Source organism: Nitrincola alkalilacustris, assembly GCF_008973755.1.
Taxonomy (GTDB): domain Bacteria; phylum Pseudomonadota; class Gammaproteobacteria; order Pseudomonadales; family Balneatricaceae; genus Nitrincola; species Nitrincola alkalilacustris.
The window spans coordinates 451,240-470,729 of sequence record NZ_WBOM01000004.1; the positions used below are offsets into that span (position 1 = coordinate 451,240).

A 19,490-nucleotide genomic window follows, 5' to 3' on the forward strand; every position below is an offset into this window, starting at 1 on the left:
AATCACAAAAAGCCCTGTCGCTTTTCCGACATTTACGGGTTGCCCGAGCCTGAAAACCTGTTTACCCTGAATAATGCTCGGATAAAGGACTTGTTCAATGGACTTCGGGCAGGGTAAAGCGGTGAACCAGAATCCCACAAGGATTCCACCATCCCGACCTTCAGTGTGCGACACCCGCAGGCTGAATCAGATAAAAAATAAGGAAACAATAATGAAGAAGAACTTTTTTGGCACGGCACTTCTTTCCGCCACTCTGGCATTTGGCGGCCTTGGCCTGGCGCAGGCAGCAGACTTCCCCAGCAAACCCCTGACACTGGTGGTCGGTTTCGGCGCTGGCGGAAGTACTGATATTCAGGCTCGTGTGCTGGCTAACGTTCTGCAGGAAAATCTGGGGCAGCCAGTCAATGTCGTGAATCAGCCGGGAGCAGGTGGTGCGGTTTCACTGACTCGTCTGATGCACAACAATGATGAAGGTCACACTTTTGTCTACGCAGGCACGGCCGGCACGCTGACCTTCGCACCTCATGCGCACGAAACCAGCTTCAGCCTTGATGACTTCCGATACGTTGCCAGCATCACTACTGTGCAGCACGCCATAGTCACCGGCAAGGATCGTCCATTCGGCGATACCTGGGAAGGGCTGCTTGAGTATGCAAAGGCCAACCCAGGAACCAGCTATGCCTCACAGCATGCACTGGACCGTATCCTGATTGAACATATCATGGAGAAAGAGGGTCTTGATCTGCGTATCGTACCGACATCCGGTGGCGCTGGCATGGCACCCCTGATTCTGTCCGGTGATGTTGCCTTTGGTTACAGCGGCGGCACCCATTCAGGTTATGCCGAGACTGGCGAAATGCCAGTACTGCTGAGTCTGGATAAGGATCGCCTGATCGCTTTCCCGGATGCTCCGACACTTGCCGAAGCCGGCTATGACCTGGATCTTTCTGATTTCCGTGTGGTTGTGGTACCAAAAAACACCCCGGATGCACATGTCGAAAGGCTTGCAGAAGCACTGGAAGCGGCAACCAAGGACCCACGCTTTATCGAAATCACGGAAGAGCGTATTCTGATGCCGGTCACCTTTGTTGCAGAAGCAGAAGTCACTCAGATGCTGCGCGACCAGTCTGAAAACTATCGTCAACTGCTCGAAGAGATGGGCGGCGTTGTCGAATAAGTCACTGGCCTGACAAACCCTGTCTGACAGTCACGCTAACGCGTTGCCTGTCAGACAGGTACAGGCTTCAGTCATCTACACTGCATGCCAATATCCGGGACAGGTGGCTATAGGGCAAGCCGGTTTCCTCATGCCACTGGTTGAATGCCATCTGCACCTGTAGCAGCCCCTTCTGAGAAGAAGGTGCCGCATCCAGCATTCCAGTATGTCTGAGCGCTCGGATCACATCACCGGACAGGACAAACCCATCCCAACCGATACTGCGCAAAAAGTACTGAGGTGTTGCGCCCCCGAGGCGTGAGCCGCTTTTTTTCAACCACTGCAACAACCCAACCTGATCACTGGAGGGCCATTGCGCCAGAAAACACCCGAACCCATTATGTTGCTGCGAGGCCTCTACAATCATCCGCGCATTATCAGGTACGGTACTGATCTTCTGCATATTACGCACAATGCGCTCATCCCGAGACAGGTTTTCCAGTACCTCGGGAGACACCTGCTGCCAGTAGACAGGCACAAACCCCTGAAACGCCTCCTCAAAACCCGGCCACTTATTGTTGATCACACGCCAGACAAAACCCGCTTTGAAAATACACTGCGTGATCGCAGCCAGATAGCGGTCATCGGATGTGGCGCACAACTCATCCAGGCTGGCCACTCGCGGCAACAGAGCATTCAACCCTTCAGCGCCCCCTTTTCTACTCATGGCACGTGCATGAATCACGTCAAAGTCCGACATTCTGCCTCCCTGAAATCAATGCCTGTGATCAGCCGGTATCCGTATACCCTCAGGCATGACAGACGCCTGAAGGATTGTCATTAGATTGATACCGATTGGGTTGCGGCTGAAACACGATTGCCTGATTGAAGTGATATACTAGGCCACCACATTTTCAATCGAGCAACCGATCATACCATGAGAATCCTTATCCGCTATTTCTTCCGTCTTGTTCGCCTGATTCTGACACCGATCATGTTGATCAGCGAAAAATTAACCACACCGACCGCCATCAGTCGCAGTGCAGATGAGCAAGCCCTGGTCGACCAGGCAACAAGCAACCTGGCACTATACCAATTTCGCGCCTGCCCTTTCTGCATCAAAGTGCGCAAGGAGATAGCCCGCCTCAGTCTGACAATCGAAACCCGCGATGCAAGACAGGATGCACAACACCGTGCTGATCTGGAAACTGAGGGCGGTCGAATCAAAGTCCCCTGTCTGCGCATCCGGCATGATGATGGCAGCGAGGAGTGGCTCTACGAATCTGATGCCATCAATCGCTGGCTGCAGCAGCGTTTTGAGGCGGCATGATTGATATCAGGGCCCAAAGCGTCATATCTGTTGTTTAATGCCAGGTTCAGGGCGCATACTCCAACCTCACTGAGATCCAGATAAAAAGGAACATATCATGACAGTTGCACTGGCGCCCCTGATTTCGCTGATAGCGGGCATTCTGATTTTACTTGTTCCCAGGCTACTCAACTATATCGTCGCCATCTATCTGATAGTGATAGGTGTGGTAGGCCTGTTCGGAATGGGCAGCTTCAATCTGAGATGACCCGTTTGGCCAACTGCTCACTTGAGCAGTGAGCCCAGTATGCCGCGAAAGATCTTGCGACCAAGATTTCTACCGGCAGCCGAACCGAGGCTTCGCACCAGGCTTTTGACAAAAGCATCAGAAGTGCTCTGTCGGTTACCGGCGGCACGACCGCTGTTCGTACCTGACCTCTTTTCCAGTTCGGCTTTATCTTTTTCGGCCTGCCTGGCAGCCGTTCGTTCAGCCAGAATTTCGTGCGCTGAATAAGGGTCGATAACATCCCGGTAACGTAGCTGGTTGTTGTCTTGAGCCAGAATAGCTGCACGTTCTTCCGACGAAGCAGGCCCCATCCTGGAGTGCGGTGGTCGGATCATTATACGTTCAACCGGGGCAGGGACCCCCTTGTCCTGAAGTGTGGAAACCAGCGCCTCTCCTACACCCATCTCGGTAATGGCTGTAACGGTATCCAACGTCGGATTTGCTCGAAAAGTCTGAGCTGCGACTCTCACAGCCCTCTGTTCTCTTGGCGTGTAGGCACGCAGCGCATGCTGAATACGATTTCCCAGCTGCGCCAGAACAGTATCCGGTATATCGCTCGGACTCTGACTGATAAAGTAAACGCCGACACCCTTGGATCGGATCAAGCGCACCACCTGCTCAATTTTCTCAAGCAAAACCTTGGGTGCATCACGAAACAGCAGATGCGCTTCATCAAAAAAGAACACCAGCACCGGCTGTTCAGGGTCACCCAATTCAGGCAACTGCTCGAACAGTTCTGACAGCAGCCAGAGCAGAAAGGTGGAGTAAACACGAGGGCTGCGTATCAAGGTATCAGCCGCCAGAATATTGATCATGCCACGACCGTCTAGACTGGTTTGCATGAAATCGCTCAACTGCAAGGCAGGTTCGCCGAAGAAATTTCTTCCCCCTTCGCGCTCCAGCATCAACAGACGTCTGAGAATTGCATTCACTGATGCCCTGGATACTCCATAACCTGGTCCCAGCTCTTTTCCATGCTCGCCGAGATACTCCAACGTGCTTCGCAGATCCGGCAGATCAACCAACAGCATCCCTTCGTTGTCGGCAAACTCAAATACCAGCGTCAGAATACTTTCCTGTGTTTCATTCAGATCCAACAGACGCGACAGTAGTTGAGGCCCCATATCGGATATACTGGTTCTGACCGGTGTCCCCTGCTTCCCGAACAGATCCCAGAAGGCCACCGGATAACCGCGCTGCTGATATTGCTCAATACCGATCAACTGTAAACGTTCATCAATTTTTGCATGAGGCGTACCCGCCTGGCTGATCCCCGATACATCGCCCTTCACATCAGCCATGAATACCGGCACACCGAGATCAGAAAAGCTTTCGGCAAGACATTGCAGGGTGACGGTTTTACCGGTACCTGTCGCTCCAGCAATCAAGCCATGGCGATTGGCGAAGCGGGGATTGAGTCCGCATTGAATCGCGCCGTTTCCACCGATAAGAAGTGAGTCATGCATTGTCCTGTCCCTGCCCTTGATATAACCCTGCTTATCAGCTGATTCATAGCATGAGAAACTCGCTTACTGCAAGCCACCATCTGCATTGGAATCAGACAGCCTACCAGTAACACCCCGAACCTGGCCGAGGTACAGTCCATGCAGGGATTATATCGCCAGACGCTGGCGAACCACCTCAAACAAACATACGCCGGTGGCGACCGACACATTCAAGCTGCTGATCTGGCCCAGCATCGGGATCTTGACCAACTGGTCGCAATGCTCACGGGTCAAACGGCGCATGCCTTTGCCTTCTGCGCCCATGACCAGCGCCATGGAACCTTTCAGATCAACCTCGTACAGGGTGTGTTCGGCTTCGCCGGCCGTGCCGGTGATCCAGATACCGGCAGCCTGCATCTTCTGCATGCTTCTGGCCAGATTGGTGACTTGAATATAGGGAACGGTCTCTGCCGCACCACAGGCAACCTTGCTGACCGTGGCATTCAGTGGTGCGGATTTATCTTTCGGCGCAATCACGGCCTGCACACCGGCTGCTTCAGCAGTTCGCAGACAGGCCCCCAGATTGTGCGGGTCGGTCACACCATCCAGCACCAGCAGCAACAGAGGTTCATCGTTACTGTCCAGCAGGTAGTCGAGATAGGTTTCGTCCTGCGCCTGCATCGGTTTGCAGTCGGCAACAATCCCCTGGTGTACACCGCCAGCCATATCATCCAGGCGTTTGCGTGCCGTCATCTGCACCGAGATACCCAGCTTGCTGGCTTCTTCCAACAGAGGCAGCAGGCGGGCATCTTCGCGGCCACTGAGTACAAAAAGGGTTTTCACACGATGAGGATCCTGCTTGAGCAGGGATGTGACGGCATGTATGCCGAAGACGATTTCAGAAGCCATGACCGACCTGTGGTGTCAATAAAGCGTAAGTGGATGTTATTGGCGCCATTCTAGCACAGGCCCACTTATCCGGCATGCTGATCCGGTTGAGACGAAGAGTGGGCTGCCAGTTCTCAGTCAATCTGCTCTGTTTCGGGGTTATAGATAGCATAGCGGTTACGACCGGCCTGCTTGGCAATATACATCGCCTGATCGGCATGTCGCAGCAGCGTGTCACCATCTGAGTCATCATCGGGGAAAAAGGTGATGCCGATACTGGTTGAAACCAGCACCTCATGCCCATCCAGCATAAAGGGGGTCGAAATGGCAGTCTGTACACGTGACATGATCAGTTCAACCTGCACCGGTTCTTCCAGATCGCACAGCAGCAATACAAACTCATCCCCTCCCAGACGCGCCAGCGTATCACCACCGCGCAGTATCTCATTGAAACGCCTGGCGACTTCGACCAGCAGCGCGTCACCGGCAGCATGACCTAGTGAATCATTGATCGGTTTGAAGTTATCCAGATCCAGATAACACACCGCCACCAGTTTGCCTGTTCGACGGCTGCGGGTGATAGCAAGCTGTAGCCGTTCAGCCAATAAACGGCGGTTAGGCACACCCGTGAGGCTGTCATACAGCGCCATATGCTGCAGCGCTTCCTCCTGCTCCTTGAGTTGGCTGATATCGCTGAACACGCTGACATGATGCAACACCTTGCCATTGTCGTCCCTTACTGCGGCGACCGACATGATCTTGGGGTAAATCTCGCCATTCTTGCGCCTGTCCCAGATTTCGCCACGCCAGTGATCCTGATCATTCAGGCTGCTGTAGATGGCATCGAAGTACTCATCGCTGTGTTTACCTGAGCGTAATATGCTGGGGTGCTTGCCGATGATCTCCTGTGCCTCATAGCCGGTGATGCGGGTAAAGGCAGGATTGACATCCACGATGATATTCTCAGCATCGCTGATCATGATCGCTTCATAGCTGTTGGCAAACACGCTGGCTGCCAGGCGCAACTTGCGCTCATCCTGCCGCCGCTCGAAAGCGCTGATCGACTGACCCATGATCGTCGCGATGGTGCTGACAAACACCTCTTCATCCGGCAACCAGTGGCGTGACCCACCGACATGCTCCAGACAGATCACGCCGACCAGTCGCCCGCCACTTCGGATACCGGCATCCAGCATCGCGCCGATGCCCAACGGCCTCAGATAGGGCTCAACCAGGTCTGCCGTGGCATCATGGCTCAGGACATCCTCGGCATTCAGCCACCCATGCCTCAGAATATGTTCGACATAACGCGGATATTCGTCATGGCTGAGTACCAGATGCTCAGAGGGTTTCAGTTGCCCCGCCTCATAAAGGGAGATGCACCTGAAGCCGTCACCCGCATCAGACAGAAGCCAGATACCGGCACGCTGAACCTCCATGGTTTCAGAGACTTCTGCCACCAGACGACAGGCCAGCGCCTGAATGCTCTCCTTACTCAAGGTCTGATCCACCAGCAGTGATGCCAGCAGGTTACGCTGCTGATTGGCAAAGCGTGTTTTCTGCGCCAGCTCGGCTGTACGCTCATTGACCTTGTATTCCAGGCTTTCAAACAGCTCGCGCAGGTGTCTGGCCATCACCTCGTAAGCGTCTGTCAGCTCATTGACCTCCCGCACCGGGGTGCAGGGTAACGGCGGCTGAGACCAGTCCTTGTCCGACAGCGCCAGCGCGCGCCGCTTCAGCAGCGTTACCGGCCGCACCAGCCAACCCGCCAGCCAGAGAGCAACCAGACCTGCCAACAGCATCGCTGCGAAGCTGAACCAGAGCGTCTGTTGCAGGTTGCGATTAACAAACGTCATGTACTCGGCACGTGGTAATACCACAGCAATTTTCAGACGCAGACCCAGAGGATCAACAAACTCACGATAATTCAACAGGTACTCCTGACTCTCGTGCCTGAAGCGTGTCTGGCTCGGCATCTCTGTCTGGCTGGCCATTGCGATCGCTGCCGCTCTCAGCAGGGAATTTTGGCTGTCGATGGCATGGATGCGTATATATTGATCATTTTCCACCTGGTACACAGGATCACCGGTAGAGGTAGCCAGCAACGCCCCCTGGCCTTCGGTGATAAAAGCTATCCCCTTCTGGCCAATTGATTCCTCTTGCAGATAGCGACTCACCTGATTCAAGGCCACATCGCTGGAAAGCACACCAACCACGCCCTGCTCATTCTCGACCCGCACCGACAGCCCCATACCAAGGCTGTTCTCGTAGAAATAGCGGTAAACCGGGTACCAGACTGGCCCCTCTGACTCCAACGCTGCGCTATACCAGCCTCTGACACGAGGATCGTAATGCCCCAGATCCTCCACCAAATCGCCCACACCAAAGTCCGAGGCCAAACGATAGGTGCGCAATACATCACCATTCTCTGGCAGCGCCGTCATCAGGGTTACATCATTGCTTTCCAGATCTCTGCTTGCACCGACATAGGCACCGTCCTCACGGCCAAAGGAGATAATCGTCAAAGACGGCAGGCTGCTGATCTGCACACTGAAGCGCCGCAACATTTCCAGTGGCTGATCGGCCGAGAGGTCACCGGCAAGCAGCGAGCGCCGATTGGTTTCAAGCAGCAGACGTTGAATGGAGAAAAAACGCACCAACTGGCCTTCGATGCGGTTACCAACTTCCTGCGAGTAGCCTCGCTCAAAATGTGCGGCAGCACGCTGGCCATGATAGTGGGAGATGGCACTGATCAGCACAGCGGTAAACAGTATAAGGAGAAGAACCGGCAGCGAGAACAGAAAACGGAGGGAGTATGCGCTCTTCAGTGAAAGGCGCGAGCGGATTACAGCCTGCTCTGACTCGTCAGCACGCTTGTTCATAACCACCCATTTATCTGTTGCTGACCTTCAATCCGGAAGGTGCTTTATTATGTTGGGTCAGATTTGAGTGTAGCGTGCAATTGGCCCTGAAACCAGCAACGGAATGTTTCAGGGCCAGCCTTGCATCATTAACCTGTAAAAATGCCTATATGTCTTTCACCAGACGCAGCGCATCATAGATGGCAGCATGGGTATTACGGGCCGACACGGCATCTCCGATCCGGAACAGACGAAACTGTCCGTCAGGCGCTGCCTGCTGCGGGCGACCGGCAATCAGGGCATCGTAATCGACCTCGCCCTTATTGGCAGACCCTGCCTTGAGTTCAAAATAGAGCTCATCCAGCGGCCGCGTACCGTGGTTGACCACCACCTGATCAACACGCCGTTCCTTGAGCACACCACCGTAATCACTGCCTACCCACGCCAGCAGCCCCTCCGCAACCCGCACCACACTCGCCAGCCGGAAGGTGACGGTAAAGGTAACATCCTGCTCCTGCAGGCTGCGCATATAGGGCACCAGATTCATCGCCATTACCTCAGGCGCAAAGGTACGATCCGGTGTCATTATCTCCACTTTCGCCCCACTGGCTGCCAGCACTTCAGCCGCCTGCAGTGCCGCGTGGTCACCGGCATCATCAAACAGCAGTACATTTCTGCCCGGTTTGACATCACCTGAGATGATATCCCAGGTGGAGACGACCAGTTCATTGCCTTCACTGAGCACGTCGGTATGCGGCAGACCACCGGTGGCGATGATCACTTCATCCGGCTGTTCGGCCAGCACATCCTCGGCTTCTGCCCAGGTGTTGAAGCGGAAAGTCACACCTTTTTCCTGACACTGCTCCATACGCCAGTCTATGATGCTCATCATTTCGCGGCGCCTCTCGCTCTGTGCCGTCAGCCGGATCTGCCCGCCCGGATCAGCTGCAGCTTCAAACACTACCACTTCATGCCCTCTTTCTGCCGCAACTCGAGCGGCCTCCAGCCCGGCAGGGCCAGTACCGACCACCACCACCTTACGCTTCACCGCTGCTGGCTCGATATCGTGTGGCATGGTCAGTTCACGACCGGTCGCGGCGTTATGAATACAGTAGGCCTCGCCACCCTGATAGATACGATCCAGACAGAAGTTGGCACCTACACAGGGGCGTATCGATTCTTCCCGCCCTTGCAGTATCTTGCGCACGATATGCGGATCAGCCATGTGGGCACGGGTCATACCCACCATATCCAGCTTGCCGGACTCTATCGCATAGCGCGCGGTTGCCACGTCCGGAATCTTGGCAGCATGAAAGGTCGGGAACCCCGTTGCTGCCCGAATCTCACCGGCAAAATCCAGATGTGGCGCATTGCGCATCCCCTGCACCGGAATCACATCAGTCAAACCGGCATCGGTATCGATATGACCACGAATCACGTTCAGAAAATCCACCATACCGGAGTCTTTCAGGCGCTGAGAGATTGTCAGGCCATCGGCACGGGTCAGACCGCCCGGCAAACATTCATCCGCCGTGTAGCGAACCCCGACGATAAACTCGGAGCCGACTCGGGCACGGATCGCACTGAGCACATCAAAGGTGAAGCGCAGGCGGTTATCCAGCGAACCACCATAAGACCCTTCCAGCTCATTGGTCAGTGGCGACCAGAACTGGTCCATCAGGTGTCCATAGGCCTGCAGCTCTATGCCATCCAGCCCCGCCGCATGCATTCTCTCCGCTGCATCGGCATAGTCGCGGATAATGCGTTCGATATCCCACTCCTCCATCATTTTTGGGAAGGCACGATGTGATGCTTCGCGATGATGGGAGGGAGATACCACGGGCAGCCAGTCAGCCTTTGACCAACTGGTACGGCGCCCCAGATGCGTGAGCTGAATCATCACTGCGGTGCCATGCTCATGACAGGCATCGGTCAGATCCTTCATCCAGGGCACCACTTCATCCTTGTAGGCCAGGATATTGTTGAATACCGGAGGACTATCGCGCGACACCGTCGCCGAACCTGCCGTCATCGTCAGCGCCAGCCCGGCTTTGGCACGCTCGACATGGTAGGCACGGTAACGCGCCTTGGGCATGCCATCCTCCGGGTAGGCAGGCTCATGCGATGTCGCCATGATGCGGTTTTTGAGTGTCAGATGCTTGAGCTGATACGGCTGCAGTAACGGATCTTTGGACATGATGCCCCCGACAGGTTTTTCTTGATTTAAGGTAGCAGATAAAGCAAAGACTAGGCTTAATGTACACATGTGTCAATTATCTTGACGCATATGTACATTCCATTGTCTTTCCCGGGATATTGTCGTAGTCTTGGCGCGATGAATACTCACCTGCCCACCTCAGAATCCGGCTGGCGCGGTTCGGCCGATATCTGGCTCGAAGCTGCGTATGACACACTGCTCAACAGTGGAGTTGATGCCGTTCGCATCATGCCTTTGGCCAAACAACTGAAGTTGTCACGCACCAGCTTTTACTGGTTTTTCAAGGATCGGGACGCCCTGCTGGAGGCGCTGACCGAGCGCTGGCGGCAGAAGAACACCGGCAACCTGATCGCACAGACTCACGCTTTTGCAGCCAGCATCACCGAGGCGGCACTGAATCTTTTTGATTGCTGGATCGATCCGACACTGTTTGATGACCGCTTCGAGTTTGCGGTGCGCAACTGGGCGCTGCAGTCGGACCTGATTGCAGCAGAGATCGCCGAAGCTGACCAACTGCGGCTGGCTGCATTAAAGGCGATGTTTGAGCGTTATGGATTTGCTGACGCTGAAGCGGATATTCGTGCCCGCACCATCTATCTGACTCAGATAGGCTATATTTCGATGCGAACCCAGGAGAGCCTGGCAACGCGTATGGCACGCATTGCCCGCTATGTGGAGGTGTTCACCGGGCAGGCACCGAGTCAGGCAGAGCTGGAGCGTTTCTTTCATCGCCATCACTATCAACCGACTACCGATCTGGCGGGCTAGGCTTTTCTGGCTAAAAGTGTCGGACTGAAAGTGTCGGACTGAAAGTGTCGGGTTAAGAGTGTCAGGCTTGGCGCTGGCCGGTTCAGTCGAGAATATCCAGCAGGTGCCGCTCTATCCCGAACACATGCTCATCATGATCAGCCAGTTCGCGCAGCGCTTCGGCCAGTGACAGCAGATACTCGCTGTTAGGTCCACTCGGCCCTGTAGCACTGGCGATCTGAAGTGCTATATCACGCTCGGAGGCGGCTCCCAGAAAGGCTTCGTTATCCTCGGTAGCGATATACACCAGACCATCCGCTTCGCTGCCATCGGTAAAGGTCATACGTGTGACAAATCGCAGATAGCCATTCTTTTCTCTGAAATCCAGATGGGCAAACTCTTCAGGCGTGATCAGATATGCCATGCCATGACAGATGGCGCCGGGCTGCTGAATCAGGGTCACCACCCTCCCCGGCACCTCGACGGTACCACGATGGTCGTGTGAGGCTTGCCAGAAGCGCCTGACCCAGTGACGTATACTGGCTGGCCGCCGCTCAATATAGGGAAAATCAGCCTTGAAGATGAGCGACCCATAGCCGAACAGCCATATCTGCTGGTGACCATCAAAAAGCTTCATATCGCGATTACGCGCCTGAGTATCAGTTGACCTGATCGGTCTGGACATGCTGTTCTGTTCCCTCCTGTCTGTTTAGCGGCTTTAAATAAACACTTTTGAAGGCCCTTAACGCAGAAAGCCGCCAAAAGGCGGCTTTCAAACGGTAATCAATCCGCGGATCAGGCGTCGAGGCCTGCAAAGATCTTATCACGGATATCATCCACACTGCCGACACCCTGCACATAGACATAACGCGGTGCGCCAGCTGAACCTTCTTCATTCCAGCTCTTGTAGTAGTTGATCAGTGGCGCCGTTTGCTCATCATACACGCGCAGGCGCTGACGCACGGTTTCTTCCTGATCATCAACACGCTGCACCAGCTCTTCGCCGGTAACGTCGTCCTTGCCTTCCACCTTGGGCGGATTGAAGCGGATGTGGTAGGTACGGCCAGAGCCGGGATGCACACGGCGACCACTCATACGCCCGATGATCTCTTCGTTGTCGACATCGATCTCGACCACGGCATCTATCATGACACCTGCGTTTTTCATGGCGTCGGCCTGGGGAATGGTGCGCGGGAAGCCGTCAAACAGGAAGCCATTGGCACAATCCGCTTCCTGGATACGCTCCTTGACCAGGCCGATGATGATATCGTCGGATACCAGCTCACCAGCATCCATCACTTTCTTCGCCTGCACGCCCAGTGGCGTGCCCGCCTTGACAGCTGCACGCAGCATGTCGCCCGTTGAGATCTGCGGAATACCGAACTTTTCGGTAATATACTGAGCCTGCGTGCCTTTACCGGCACCTGGGGCGCCAAGCAGAATAATACGCATTGAGGGTTTTCTCCTGAATCATTTTAGAATTCGGTACCTGATACATGCCGACTGGTACTCGGGTACCAACCTCAACGCTCAGCAGCAGCGGAGACCGGCATGTATGTTAAATCTGTGTCTGAGTATGACCTTACCTGCCTCTATGGCATGTCACAATGCGACATTAGCACTACCGGCAGCCCCAACTCCATAACTCCCAGGGGCTACCATACACTTCTTGCAATAGTGCCGGAATGCTACAAAACCTACCGAGATTACGCCAAAGCAGGTATCAGGATCAACCCTGATCATGCATTTAGCCTCAGCCGGTATTTCTCATCCCGGCAGAGATCCCCGCCATCGTCACCATTAATGCTTTCTCAAGCCGTTGATCCGGCTGGTTTCGGTCCCGATGCAAAAGTTCTGCCTGCAGAAAGTGCAGCGGGTCCAGGTAGGGGTTTCTGACATCGATAGACTGTCGAATCATCGGGCTGGATTCCAGCAGTTGATCACACTCTTTAATCTGTTTGACCAGCGCCACCGTTTGCATCAGGCGATCACGCAGACTGGCACCAAGCACCTTGAGCTCATCGGATACCAGGCGTTTTTCATAGTAGTAGGCAATGCTGACATCCGCCTTGGCCAGTACCATCTCCAGCATATCGATATTGGTACGGAAAAAAGGCCAGGCATCGTACATCGCCTGAAGCTCCTTCAAACGCCCCTGCTCTATCGCTTCACCCAACGCTGTGTCGGAACCCAGCCATGCAGGCAGCAGCAGGCGAATCTGGGTCCAGGCAAATATCCAGGGGATGGCACGCAGGCTCTCCACACCGCCATCGACACGCCGTTTTGCAGGGCGTGACCCCAGCGGTAACTTTGCCAATTCCTGTTCCGGTGTTACGGCACGGAAATAGGGTACGAACTGTGGATCTTCACGTACGACGGAGCGATAGCCGGTTAAACCCGCCTGTGCCAGTTGATCCATCTGTGTGCGCCAGCTCTCCTGTGGCAACACCGTGGGCGAAAGCGTTGCCTTGAGCACGGCCCCGGTATAGAGCTCCAGATTACGGACTGCAATCTCGGGCACACCAAACTTGAAGCGGATCATTTCGCCCTGCTCGGTAACACGCAGAGATCCGGCTACAGAACCCGGTGGCTGCGACAGAATTGCCGTATGGCTGGGGCCGCCGCCACGACCAACCGTGCCACCGCGACCATGGAAAAGTGTGAGGTGTACGCCATGCTGTGCACAGATAGCTGTGAGTGACTCCTGTGCTCGATACTGTCCCCAGGCGGCGGCCAGTTGCCCGGCATCCTTGGATGAGTCGGAGTAGCCGATCATCACTTCCTGCAGGCCATGTGTATAGCGTTTATACCAGTCTATTTTGAGCAGCTGGTCGATACAGTCTGGCCCACCATCCAGGTCATCCAGAGTCTCGAAAAGAGGCACGACCCGCATATCGTGGCTGACACCCAGTTCACGCAGCAGCAGTATCACCGCCAGCACATCTGAAGGTTTGCTGGCCATGGAGATGACATAGGAGCCCAGCGCCATTTCGGGAGTCTGAGCCACTACCTGACAGGTATCCAGCACCTCCTGCACATTCGGTGAGGGCGCCCAGTGTCGCGGCAACAATGGCCGTTCGGACTCCAACTCACGCAGCAGGAAGGCCTGTTTCTCATCTTCCGACCAGTCAGAGTAGCAACCAAGCTGATAGAACTCGGTCAGTTCATCGAATACTTCAGCATGACGATCTGCATTCTGACGAATATCCAGCCGTACCAGATAGAGCCCGAAGCAGGCGATGCGCCGGATCAGGTCTTCCAGTTGGCCCGCCGCTATTTTACCCATGCCGCACTCAGTCAGGGAGCGGTGACACAGCAGCAGGGGCTCCAGCAGCTCCTCCTGTGAGTGGATCCAACCGACATAACTGGCTTCGCCACCACGCAGTATGCGCTCGATGCCATCACGCGTCTGATAGAGTGCATGGCGCAGATTGCCCAGCGCGGCACGATAGGGTTCAGCCGCCTGACCAACCACGGCTCTGAGCTCGGCACTGGCTTCATACATCGAAAGTTCGGCGCGCAGCTCATCAACATCCCGCCCATAAAGATCGGCTGCCATCCAGCGCGCCAGCATCAATACCTCGCTGGTGACGCGAGCCGTGACGTTGGGGTTTCCGTCGCGGTCTCCACCCATCCAGGATGAGAAGCGCAGTGGCGAACAGCGCAGATCAAGCCCGCTTCCCAGGTGCTCTTTCAGTTCGCCATCCAGGCGGCGGAAAAACTGCGGTACGGCATTCCATAATGAGTTCTCAATCACTGCAAAGCCCCATTTGGCTTCTTCTATCGGGGTCGGGCGCTGCAGGCGTATTTCGTTGGTGTGCCAGATCTGGCTGATCAGTTGATCCAAACGCTCATTCAACGGTTCATTGCGATCCAGCCCCTTGAGGCAGTCGGTGATCGAGTCATATTTCTGTATCAGGGTGCGACGATTGACCTCGGTCGGATGAGCCGTCAGAACCAGGTCCACTTTCATGCCGCACAGGGTCGAGATGATCGCATCAGGCTCCACACCGGATTCAACCAGATCAGTGATCAGGGTACCCAGCCCATCCGGGCCATCCTGAAACTGACTATCAAAACGGCGGCGCACACGATGATGCTCTTCAGCAATATTGGCCAGATTCAGAAACTGGGTGAAGGCACGCGCTACCGGCAGCACTTCATCTTCACTGAGTGCGCCGATCGCCTTGAGCAGTTCCTGGTGCTGGGGTTTCTCATCGACCCGCCCCTCTTTGGCGAGGCGACGGATATGCTCAACCTTATCCAGAAACGCTTCTCCGTGATGAGATGCTATCGTCTGCCCGAGACTTTCCCCGAGCATGCGTACATCATCACGCAACGCTTCATGCAGATCACTCATATCCGTTTCTCCTGTGTGAAGTTGATAACACAACAATCAATCCCAGATATCACTGTCCTGTCAGGGATTCAACACAAGATAGTAACCGATTACGCGATTGCAGCAAATGGCAGCAGTTGATCATGCTGCCTGAGATTATCGTTCAGCTCCCTGACAGCTCAAGTCGACAGGTCTGTTCTGAGCTGCTGGCGCAACATGAATTTCTGAATTTTTCCGGTTGAGGTGGTCGGCAAGGGCCCGAAAATCACTTTTTTGGGCGCCTTGAAGCGGCTGATATTCTCCCGGCAAAAGGCGATCAGGGCCTCCTCATTCAATTCGCTACCGGGGCGCAACTGGATAAAGGCCGCAGGAACTTCACCCCACTTGTCATCTGCCATCGCCACAACAGCCGCGATTTCAACATCATCATGCCGTAGCAGCACTTCCTCAACCTCCAGAGAGGAGATGTTTTCACCACCCGAGATGATCACATCCTTCAGCCGATCACGGATCTTGATGTATCCATCCGCTTCCACGACGGCCAGGTCACCGGAGTGAAACCAGCCACCGGCAAAGGCTTCGCTGGTGGCGGCTTCGTTACGCAGGTAACCCTTCATGACAATATTGCCCCGGAACATGATCTCGCCCACCGTTTCGCCATCGGCAGGAACCGGTTTCATCGTGACAGGGTCCATCACTGCGATCCCCTCCTGTAAGGGATAAGCCACTCCCTGACGCCCGTTGAGACGGACCCGCTCTTCCAGCGAGTGTTGATCCCAGCCGTGCTGTTTTGCACAGACCGAAGCCGGACCGTAAGTCTCGGTCAGACCATAAACATGGGTGAGGTCGAAGCCGAGCTTCTCCATCTTCGCCAGAACTGAGGCTGGCGGCGCTGCCCCTGCTATCAGCCCCGATACTTTATGAGTGAACTTTTCCTGTACAGCCATCGCTGCATCAGCAATCATTGCGTGGACGATGGGCGCACCGCAGTAATGACTGACCTTATGCTGCCTGATCAGCCCCAGGATCACCTCCGGATCAACCCGGCGCAGACAGACATTGGTTCCGCCAATCGCCGCCAGCGTCCATGGGAAGCACCAACCGTTACAGTGAAACATCGGCAATGTCCACAAGTAGACCACATCCTGGGGAAGCGCCCAAGCCAGAACATTGCTGACGGTGTTCAGGTAAGCGCCTCGATGGTGGGTCACAACCCCTTTGGGGTTGCCGGTGGTGCCGGAGGTGTAGCCCAGTGCAATGGCATCCCACTCATCGGCTGGCAGTTGCCAGTCCTCCAGCTCTGGCTGCTCGGCCAGCAACACCTCGTACTCCAGATTTCCGATCAAGCGCTCTTCACCCTGACTCGGGTCAGACACGTTGATCACTATGGGCTTTGGCCCCTCCAACCGCGCCAAAGCCTTCTCGACCACGTCTGCATATTCAGGATCAACCAACAGTAAGCGCGAGCGGCTGTGATCGAGAATAAAGGCCACCGCCTCCGGATCAAGACGGATGTTGATCGCATTCAACACCGCTCCCACCATGGGCACGCCGAAGTGGGCTTCATACATGGCAGGGACATTCGGCAACATGACAGCCACCGTATCGCCCCTCTTGATGCTGAAATGCTGCAGCAGTGATGCCAACCGGGTGCAACGGGCATAGGTCTGCTGCCAGCTGTAGCGGAGCTCATTATAGATCAGAGCCGTCCGATCGGGATAAACGGCAGCAGCGCGCCTGATAAAGCTTAAGGGTGACAGAGAAACATAATTCGCCGCCGTTTTCTCTATGACATCGTTAAATTGGCAAAGATCACTCATGGACTTACCCCTGTAATGTTAAGAAAGGGTTGATAACCCTGCCTGTCAGTTTGAACAGCGACGGCACTGGCAGCCGCAGAAACGCCAGTCTGACCGACAGACTGCCGTGGTTATCCGGCGTGTCAGTGCCCGGGCTGTCCCCAGACAGGCTGACGCTTGGCCAGAAAAGCATCGATCCCTTCCCCCGCGTCTGGACTCATCATGTTTTCCGCCATCACCTTACCGGCAAACTCATAAGCCTCGGCCAGTGCCATCTGGCGTTGAGGATGAAACATCGACTTGCCAAAACGCACCGCCGCAGGACTCTTGCTCAGAATCTGTGCCACTTTCCCGGCCATGGCAGCATCCAGATCGGCATCTGCAGTGACGCCGCTGAGCAAGCCCCACTCCAGAGCAGTCGCCGCATCGATAAAGTTGCCTGAAATCAGCATGTCGAACGCACGCTTGGGAGCGATGCTGCGTGACAGCGCCACCGCCGGAGTCGAGCAGAACAGACCTACATTGATGCCCGACACCGCGAAACTGGCCGACTCGGCAGCGATGGCCAGATCGCAGCTGGCGACCAGCTGGCAGCCTGCCGCAGTGGCCATGCCCTGAACCTTGGCGATGACCGGCACCGGCAGCGCCACGACACTCTGCATCAAGCGACTGCAGTTGCGAAACAGCATCTGGTAATAGGCCTGGTCGGGATGGGCGCGCATTTCGCGCAGGTCATGACCGGCACAGAACCCCCGACCGTTGGCAGCGATCACCACACAGCGCACAGTGGGGTCTACAGCGATTGTATCCAACTCTTTTTGCAAGGCTGTCAGCATCGCTTCGGACAGGGTGTTGAATTTATCTGGCCGATTCAATGTGAGATAGACCGCCCCCTCTTTGTCCTCCCTGAGCAGGATATTGTCTGAAGATTGACTGTGGTTCATAAAACAGCTCCCGCCGGCAGTGGCTGATTGGTGTAATCCGATTTAAAGATGATTGATCGTCACGTCTGCAGTGATCGAGTTACGGATAAAACAGTTGCTGTGGGCGTTGGTATGGATTCTGGATATCGCTTTGGGGTCCGGAATCTTATCGCCACCAAAGGTGATCTGCGGTGACAGCACAATGCGCGTCACCTCCATCCCTTTTTTATCGTTGCGCTCCAGATAGCCGACCGGATTGTCTTCATAGGAATCGACCTGATAACCCTGGAATTCGGCGATCGCCAGAAAAAACAGCATATGGCAGCTGGACACCGCACTGACCAGCATCTGCTCAGGATCTGCGCAGTTCGGGTCACCCTTGAACTCAACTGATGCGGAAACATCCACCTGCTGACCACCATTCAACATAACCTGATGATTACGTGAGTAGGTGCCTGCCTCGGACTCATGAGGGTTGCGCTGCCAACTGATAACGGACTGATGTACTGACATGAATAATTGTCCTTTGATCTGATTGATATTCACTCTGTGGCATGGTTAGTGCCTGAAGCTCAGTGCCCAGGGAATACAACGGTTTTATTGCCGTTGAGGAAGCAGCGCTTCTCGACATGCAACTTGATCGCCTTGGCCAGCATCAATCGCTCGGTGTCACGCCCTTTAGCCACCAGACGCTCTGGCGTATAGGTGTGATCGACCTGCTCCACGCCCTGAGTGATGATCGGGCCCTCATCCAGATCTTCGCTGACGTAATGCGCCGTTGCCCCGACCAGTTTGACACCCTTCTCATAGGCCTGATGGTAAGGCTTGGCACCCTTGAAACCCGGCAGCAGGGAATGGTGGATATTGATGGCACGTCCGTGAAGCTTCTTGCACATATCCTCAGACAACACCTGCATGTAGCGCGCCAGCACAACCAGGTCGGCTTCGGTCTCCTGAATAATCTCCCACATCTGCGCTTCCTGTTGCGCCTTGGTTTCTGCAGTGACCGGCAGGTGGTAATAGGGGATGTTGTACCAGTCAGCCAGCCTTTTCAGATCCGGGTGATTGGAGATGATCGCCGGAATCTGGATATTAAGCGCACCGGTACTGTGACGATGGAGCAGATCCTGCAGGCAGTGATCATACTTGGATACCAGAATCACCACCTTCTCAGGATTTGCCAGATCACGCAGATCCCACTCCATATCAAAGGCTGCACCCCTGTCGGCAAGCTGGCTACGCAGATCGTCCTCAGAAAACCCATCTCTGCCGACGTAATTAAACTCAACACGGAAGAAAAAGCGGCTGGTGTCGGCATCATCAAAGGTATGCATCTCATATGCATAACATTCGTGCCGATACAGGCTGCCGATTATAAGATCGAGCACACCCAGTTTGGTTGGAGAGCTGCCGGTCAGTATGTAGGTTGTTGTATTGGTATTCATTCTGCTGATCCTTTAATTTTTTTCATTCGCCAAACTGATGTTGCTGCAGAGGCCGACTTCGCATGCCCCTCTTC

The 19,490-nt window shown here is 54.9% G+C and carries 16 protein-coding genes; 4 read left to right on the forward strand and 12 right to left on the reverse strand.

All coding sequences use genetic code 11. The annotated features are described in order from the left end of the window. The first annotated feature begins 211 nt into the window (after positions 1–211). Entirely contained in the window at positions 212–1,177 is a 966-nt protein-coding gene (locus tag F7R27_RS09975) for a Bug family tripartite tricarboxylate transporter substrate binding protein (RefSeq protein WP_151704095.1), read from the forward strand. 67 nt (positions 1,178–1,244) lie between these two features. Here the strand turns inward: F7R27_RS09975 and F7R27_RS09980 are convergent, their stop codons facing one another. Continuing rightward, a complete protein-coding gene (locus F7R27_RS09980; RefSeq protein WP_151704096.1) occupies positions 1,245–1,916 on the reverse strand; it encodes a DNA-3-methyladenine glycosylase I in 672 nt (223 codons plus the stop codon). A gap of 177 nt (positions 1,917–2,093) precedes the next feature. Here F7R27_RS09980 and F7R27_RS09985 point away from each other — a divergent pair, with 177 nt between their 5' ends. Together F7R27_RS09985 and F7R27_RS09990 are read left to right on the forward strand one after the other, a co-directional pair. Next, the gene (locus F7R27_RS09985) at positions 2,094–2,486 is read left to right on the forward strand and encodes a glutaredoxin family protein (RefSeq protein ID WP_151704097.1); all 393 of its coding nucleotides are present in this window, start codon (positions 2,094–2,096) and stop codon (positions 2,484–2,486) included. Positions 2,487–2,583: 97 nt separating this feature from the next. Continuing rightward, positions 2,584–2,733, forward strand: coding sequence for a DUF3096 domain-containing protein (locus tag F7R27_RS09990; RefSeq protein WP_151704098.1), 150 nt, complete (start codon positions 2,584–2,586; stop codon positions 2,731–2,733). 17 nt (positions 2,734–2,750) lie between these two features. Here the strand turns inward: F7R27_RS09990 and F7R27_RS09995 are convergent, their stop codons facing one another. The 4 genes from F7R27_RS09995 to F7R27_RS10010 all read right to left on the reverse strand — a co-directional run bounded on the left by F7R27_RS09995 (position 2,751) and on the right by F7R27_RS10010 (position 10,142). Continuing rightward, positions 2,751–4,217: a helicase HerA-like domain-containing protein gene (locus F7R27_RS09995; protein WP_151704099.1), complete on the reverse strand. Its 1,467-nt coding sequence runs from the start codon at positions 4,215–4,217 to the stop codon at positions 2,751–2,753. 147 nt (positions 4,218–4,364) lie between these two features. After that, a complete protein-coding gene (gene rlmB / locus F7R27_RS10000) occupies positions 4,365–5,105 on the reverse strand; it encodes a 23S rRNA (guanosine(2251)-2'-O)-methyltransferase RlmB (RefSeq protein WP_151704100.1) in 741 nt (246 codons plus the stop codon). A 113-nt stretch (positions 5,106–5,218) separates the two neighbouring features. Then, positions 5,219–7,966, reverse strand: coding sequence for a diguanylate cyclase domain-containing protein (locus F7R27_RS10005; RefSeq protein WP_151704101.1), 2,748 nt, complete (start codon positions 7,964–7,966; stop codon positions 5,219–5,221). A 145-nt stretch (positions 7,967–8,111) separates the two neighbouring features. Next, positions 8,112–10,142 carry an NADH:flavin oxidoreductase gene (locus F7R27_RS10010; RefSeq protein ID WP_151704102.1) on the reverse strand — a complete coding sequence of 677 codons (2,031 nt, stop codon included), beginning with the start codon at positions 10,140–10,142 and terminating at the stop codon, positions 8,112–8,114. 90 nt (positions 10,143–10,232) lie between these two features. On the opposite strand from F7R27_RS10010, the gene F7R27_RS10015 reads away from it, so the two are divergent. Continuing rightward, complete coding sequence (locus tag F7R27_RS10015) at positions 10,233–10,931, forward strand: TetR/AcrR family transcriptional regulator (protein ID WP_240776338.1); 699 nt, start codon at positions 10,233–10,235, stop codon at positions 10,929–10,931. A gap of 82 nt (positions 10,932–11,013) precedes the next feature. Here F7R27_RS10015 and F7R27_RS10020 read toward each other — a convergent pair whose 3' ends face one another. The 7 genes from F7R27_RS10020 to purU form a co-directional block, all read right to left on the reverse strand. Then, the gene (locus F7R27_RS10020; RefSeq protein ID WP_151704103.1) at positions 11,014–11,595 is read right to left on the reverse strand and encodes a gamma-glutamylcyclotransferase; all 582 of its coding nucleotides are present in this window, start codon (positions 11,593–11,595) and stop codon (positions 11,014–11,016) included. Between the two features lie 110 nt (positions 11,596–11,705). After that, entirely contained in the window at positions 11,706–12,362 is a 657-nt protein-coding gene (adk, locus tag F7R27_RS10025; protein ID WP_151704104.1) for an adenylate kinase, read from the reverse strand. A gap of 301 nt (positions 12,363–12,663) precedes the next feature. Next, positions 12,664–15,270, reverse strand: coding sequence for a phosphoenolpyruvate carboxylase (ppc, locus tag F7R27_RS10030; protein ID WP_151704105.1), 2,607 nt, complete (start codon positions 15,268–15,270; stop codon positions 12,664–12,666). Positions 15,271–15,428: 158 nt separating this feature from the next. Beyond that, positions 15,429–17,069: an acyl-CoA synthetase gene (locus F7R27_RS10035; RefSeq protein WP_151704106.1), complete on the reverse strand. Its 1,641-nt coding sequence runs from the start codon at positions 17,067–17,069 to the stop codon at positions 15,429–15,431. A 122-nt stretch (positions 17,070–17,191) separates the two neighbouring features. After that, positions 17,192–17,992 carry an enoyl-CoA hydratase gene (locus F7R27_RS10040; RefSeq protein WP_151704107.1) on the reverse strand — a complete coding sequence of 267 codons (801 nt, stop codon included), beginning with the start codon at positions 17,990–17,992 and terminating at the stop codon, positions 17,192–17,194. A 42-nt stretch (positions 17,993–18,034) separates the two neighbouring features. Continuing rightward, the gene (locus F7R27_RS10045) at positions 18,035–18,484 is read right to left on the reverse strand and encodes an OsmC family protein (protein ID WP_151704108.1); all 450 of its coding nucleotides are present in this window, start codon (positions 18,482–18,484) and stop codon (positions 18,035–18,037) included. Positions 18,485–18,543: 59 nt separating this feature from the next. After that, positions 18,544–19,416, reverse strand: coding sequence for a formyltetrahydrofolate deformylase (purU, locus tag F7R27_RS10050; protein ID WP_151704109.1), 873 nt, complete (start codon positions 19,414–19,416; stop codon positions 18,544–18,546). Positions 19,417–19,490 lie beyond the last annotated feature (74 nt).

Coding starts and splice junctions, on each gene's coding strand:
- F7R27_RS09975 (WP_151704095.1), top strand. CDS start 212: ATGAAGAAGAACTTTTTTGGCACGGCACTTCTTTCCGCCACTCTGGCA.
- F7R27_RS09980 (WP_151704096.1), bottom strand. CDS start 1,916: ATGTCGGACTTTGACGTGATTCATGCACGTGCCATGAGTAGAAAAGGG.
- F7R27_RS09985 (WP_151704097.1), top strand. CDS start 2,094: ATGAGAATCCTTATCCGCTATTTCTTCCGTCTTGTTCGCCTGATTCTG.
- F7R27_RS09990 (WP_151704098.1), top strand. CDS start 2,584: ATGACAGTTGCACTGGCGCCCCTGATTTCGCTGATAGCGGGCATTCTG.
- F7R27_RS09995 (WP_151704099.1), bottom strand. CDS start 4,217: ATGCATGACTCACTTCTTATCGGTGGAAACGGCGCGATTCAATGCGGA.
- rlmB (WP_151704100.1), bottom strand. CDS start 5,105: ATGGCTTCTGAAATCGTCTTCGGCATACATGCCGTCACATCCCTGCTC.
- F7R27_RS10005 (WP_151704101.1), bottom strand. CDS start 7,966: ATGAACAAGCGTGCTGACGAGTCAGAGCAGGCTGTAATCCGCTCGCGC.
- F7R27_RS10010 (WP_151704102.1), bottom strand. CDS start 10,142: ATGTCCAAAGATCCGTTACTGCAGCCGTATCAGCTCAAGCATCTGACA.
- F7R27_RS10015 (WP_240776338.1), top strand. CDS start 10,233: ATGTACATTCCATTGTCTTTCCCGGGATATTGTCGTAGTCTTGGCGCG.
- F7R27_RS10020 (WP_151704103.1), bottom strand. CDS start 11,595: ATGTCCAGACCGATCAGGTCAACTGATACTCAGGCGCGTAATCGCGAT.
- adk (WP_151704104.1), bottom strand. CDS start 12,362: ATGCGTATTATTCTGCTTGGCGCCCCAGGTGCCGGTAAAGGCACGCAG.
- ppc (WP_151704105.1), bottom strand. CDS start 15,270: ATGAGTGATCTGCATGAAGCGTTGCGTGATGATGTACGCATGCTCGGG.
- F7R27_RS10035 (WP_151704106.1), bottom strand. CDS start 17,069: ATGAGTGATCTTTGCCAATTTAACGATGTCATAGAGAAAACGGCGGCG.
- F7R27_RS10040 (WP_151704107.1), bottom strand. CDS start 17,992: ATGAACCACAGTCAATCTTCAGACAATATCCTGCTCAGGGAGGACAAA.
- F7R27_RS10045 (WP_151704108.1), bottom strand. CDS start 18,484: ATGTCAGTACATCAGTCCGTTATCAGTTGGCAGCGCAACCCTCATGAG.
- purU (WP_151704109.1), bottom strand. CDS start 19,416: ATGAATACCAATACAACAACCTACATACTGACCGGCAGCTCTCCAACC.